2 protein-coding genes are annotated in these 4,187 nt (G+C 65.6%); both read left to right on the top strand.

Features of this window, described 5'->3' with window-relative positions; genetic code table 11:
- Positions 1 to 1,083 (top strand): efflux RND transporter periplasmic adaptor subunit (locus ACIPIA_RS11315; protein ID WP_400509523.1); only part of this gene is annotated, 1,083 nt, incomplete at its 5' end.
- Positions 1,080 to 4,187, top strand: a 3,108-nt coding sequence (locus ACIPIA_RS11310; protein WP_400509521.1) for an efflux RND transporter permease subunit, incomplete at its 3' end; no start/stop codon positions are given. The genes ACIPIA_RS11315 and ACIPIA_RS11310, both read left to right, overlap by 4 nt.

Here is a 4,187-nt window from a genome sequence, read left to right as displayed (position 1 = left end):
GGCGACGCGCCGGTGGCTGTCGTTTCGGCACCGGCGGTTCAGTCCGATTTTCCGGTGCGCAAGCGTGCCATCGGTTTCGTCGAGACGCCGGCGAGCGTCATCGTGCGCTCGCGCATCGATAGCCAGATCATGCAGCAGCACGTGACGGACGGACAGTTCGTCAAGGCCGGCGACCTGCTCTTCACGCTCGACGATCGCGACATCAAGGCCCAGATCGCCAAGGACGAGGCGTTGCTGGCGCGCGACGAGGCGACCCATAACCGCAACGTCGCGGACCTCGATCGCTACAAGCAGCTGCTCGCGCGCAATTCCGGCACTCAGGCCCAGGTCGATCAGGCGACTGCCGACGAGCGCGCATCGGCGGCAAGCATCCAGGGCGATCACGCCACGCTGGATGCGGACCGGCTGAAGCTGGGCTATACGCGGATCACGGCGCCGATCGACGGCCGGATCGGAGCGGTGCAGGTCACGCCCGGCAACCTCGTCAATGCCAATGCGAACAGCAGCAGCGCCACCAGCGGCCTGTTGACGATCACGCAGATGAAGCCGCTGCGCGTGTCCTTCGCCATGCCCGAGCACGAGCTTTCGACACTGCAGGGCGCACTTGCCGCGGCCAGGCCGATATCGGTGACGGCGCGCGTTCCGAACTCGGGCCGCCCGCCGGCGGAAGGCAAGCTCAACTTCGTCGATTCGACGGTCGACATGACGTCGGGAACCATCACCGCCAAGGCCGCCTTCGCCAATGACGACCTCAGTCTCTGGCCCGGCCAGTATGTCGATGTGGAGATCATCCCGGAGACGCTGACGGGTGTCGCCGTAATCCCGACGGTCGCCGTCCAGACCGGGCAGAAAGGCCCGTACGCCTTCGTCGTGAAGCCGGATTCCACCGTCGACCTGCGTCAGCTCAAGATCGCCCTGAGCGACGGCGACAAGACCGCCGTGCTCGAGGGTGTGGCCCCGGGCGAGCGGGTCGTCATCGATGGCCAGATGCGCCTGAAGCAGGGCAGCCGGGTGCGCGAACGCGCCGCGACCGGCGAGAAGCCGCAGCAGAGCACGCCGGTCGCAGGGGCGGAGCGGTCATGAACGTCTCCTCCTTCTGCATCAAGCACCCCGTCGCCACGATCCTGATGTCGGTCTCGCTGGTGCTGGCGGGGCTGTTCGCATGGCGCTTCCTGCCGGTCGCGGCGCTGCCGCGGGCCGAGTTCCCGGTCATCAACGTCTCGGCCCAGCTGCCGGGCGCGTCGCCGGATACCATGGCGACATCGATCGCGACCCCGCTGATCAAGCAGTTCGGCACCATCGCCGGCATCGACTCGATCTCGACCACGAATTCCCAAGGCGCGACGTCGATCGCCATCCAGTTCGTGCTGAACCGTGACATCGACGCCGCCGCGGCCGACGTGCAGGCCGCGATCACCCGCACGCTCAGGCAATTGCCGATCGAGATGACGACGCCGCCGAGCTACCGAAAGGTGAACCCGGCCGATGCGCCGATCATCCTGATGGCGCTGAAGAGCGATGTCGTGCCGCTTTCGCAGCTCGATGCTTTCGCACAACAGGTGATTTCGCCGGCACTGTCGACCGTCGACGGTGTCGCGCAGGTCCTGATTTTCGGTAGCCAGAAATACGCGGTTCGCATCCAGATCGACCCGACGGCGCTCGCCGCACGCGGCATCGGCCTCGACGAGCTGCAGTTGGCCATCACCGCTGCCAACGCCAACACGCCGGTCGGCACGATCCAGAACACCGCGCAGCAGTTGACCATTCAGGCGCAGACGCAGCTCGCCAACGCCGCCCAGTTCTCCAGCGTCATCATCGCGACCCGCGGCGGCAAGCCGGTCAGGCTCGGCGACGTCGCCAAGGTGATCGACTCCGTGGAGAACACGCAGACCCGCAGCACCTACGACGGCACCCCGGCCATCGTGCTGGCAGTGCAGCGCCAGCCCGACGCCAACACCGTGGAAGTCGTCGATCGCGTCAAGGCGATGATCCCGGCCTTCGAGGAGCAACTGCCGGCCGCCGCTGCGCTTTCCCTGCTCAACGACCGCTCCACTTCGATCCGCCAGGCGGTGGAGGACGTGCAATTCACCCTGCTGCTCACCATTGCGCTGGTGATCATGGTGATATTCGTCTTCCTGCGCCGGATCGCCGCGACCTTCATCCCGGCGGTCGCCGTGCCGATCTCGATCATCGCGACGCTTGCCGCGATGTACATGCTCGACTTCTCGATCGACAACATCTCGCTGCTCGGCCTCACGCTTTCGGTCGGCCTCGTGGTCGACGACGCCATCGTCATGCTGGAGAACATCGTCCGGCACATGGAGGAGGACGGGCTCTCGGCTTATGAGGCCTCGCTGAAAGGGGCGAGCGAGATCGGCTTCACCATCATCTCGATCTCGCTCTCGCTGGTTGCCGTCTTCATACCCGTGCTGCTGATGGGCGGCGTGATCGGCCGCATCTTCAACGAGTTCGCCGTGGTGGTGACGGTCTCGATCCTCGCCTCCGCCTTCGTTTCGCTGACGCTGACGCCGATGCTGTGCTCGCGCCTCCTCTCGGGGTACTCCGAGCACCATCAGGAGAACGCGCTGGGCCGCGTTCTGGAGAAGGGCTTCGACAAGCTGCTCGCCGGCTATGATTATGGGCTGACGTTCTGCCTGCGCTTCCAGCCGTTGATGCTGCTGGCCTTCTTCCTGACGATGGCCGGAACCGTCTGGCTGTTGCAGACGACGCCGAAGGGCTTCTTCCCGCAGGAGGATATCGGCCAGCTACAGGTCTCGACCGAGGCGCGGCAGGACATCTCCTTCGACGCGATGCTGAAGCTGCAATCGGAGGTCGCCGACATCTTCCGCAAGTCGCCCTACGTCGCGCATGTCGCCTCGTCGGTCGGCGGCAATGGCGGGGGCGGCAGCGCGCTCAATTCCGGGCGCCTCTTCGTCGAGCTGAAGCCGCTCGACGAGCGCCCGAAACTGCCGCAGGTGCTCGGTTCGCTGCGGCGCGACCTTGCGCAGGTGGCGGGCATCAACACCTACATGGTCCCCGTCCAGAACCTGAACATCGGGGCGCGGTCCTCCAAGAGCCAGTATCAGCTCGTCGTCCAGGGGCTGGATCAGGCGCTGATGAACGACTGGTCCCTGCGCCTGGCCGATGCGATGAGCCGCGACCGCGCGATCTTCGCCGACGTTACGACCGATCTCCAGAACAACGCCCTGCAGGCCACGCTCACCATCGACCGCGACAAGGCCAATGCGCTCGGCATCGGGGCCGACATCCTGCGCTCGACGCTCTATTCCGGCTTCGGCGTCCGGCAGGTCTCGACGATCTACACGACCGGCGACAACTACAACGTCGTCGTCGAGTTCAACCCGAACGAGCGCTGGACGCCCGAGCGCCTGAACGCCATCCGCGTGCGGGCCAAGAACGGTACGTTGATCCCGCTCGGGTCCTTCGCCCGGGTCGAGCGCACGGCCGGCCAGCTCACGGTCAATCAGCTCGGCCAGCTGCCGGCAGTGACCATCTCCTACAATCTGCCGGCCGGCGTCGCGCTCGGTGACAGCGTCAATCGCATCAACGCGCTCAAGGAGCAGATCGGCCTGCCGAAGTCCCTCTCGACCACACTCGCCGGAACCGCCAAGACCTTCCAGGATTCGCTGGCGAACCAGGGTCTGCTCATCGCCGGAGCGATCCTGACGATCTACATCGTGCTCGGCATCCTCTACGAAAGCTTCATCCACCCGCTGACGATCCTGACCGGCCTGCCTTCGGCTGCGATCGGCGCGCTCGGGGCACTCAGGCTCTTCGATATGGACCTCTCGGTCATCGCCATCATCGGCCTGCTGATGCTGATCGGCATCGTCAAGAAGAACGCGATCATGATGATCGACGTCGCCCTGGTGCTCCGGCGCGAAGGGGAGGCGGCGAAGGAGGCCATCCACCGGGCCTGCCTCATGCGTTTCCGGCCGATCCTGATGACGACGCTTGCGGCATTGATGGGAACGCTGCCGATCGCGCTCGGTGCGGGCGCGAGCGCTGAATTGCGCCAGCCGCTCGGCATCGCCGTCGTCGGCGGCCTGATGATCTCCCAGGTGCTGACGCTGTTCATCACGCCGGTCCTGTTCCTGTACATGGACAGGCTCTCGGACGGGCTGACCCGGCTGTTCATCGGCAAGCAGGAGTCGGAACATACCGTC

This window comes from Allobosea sp. CER48 (assembly GCF_044752385.1).
Classification (GTDB): domain Bacteria; phylum Pseudomonadota; class Alphaproteobacteria; order Rhizobiales; family Beijerinckiaceae; genus Allobosea.
This window is presented reverse-complemented; position numbering and strand designations above follow the sequence as displayed.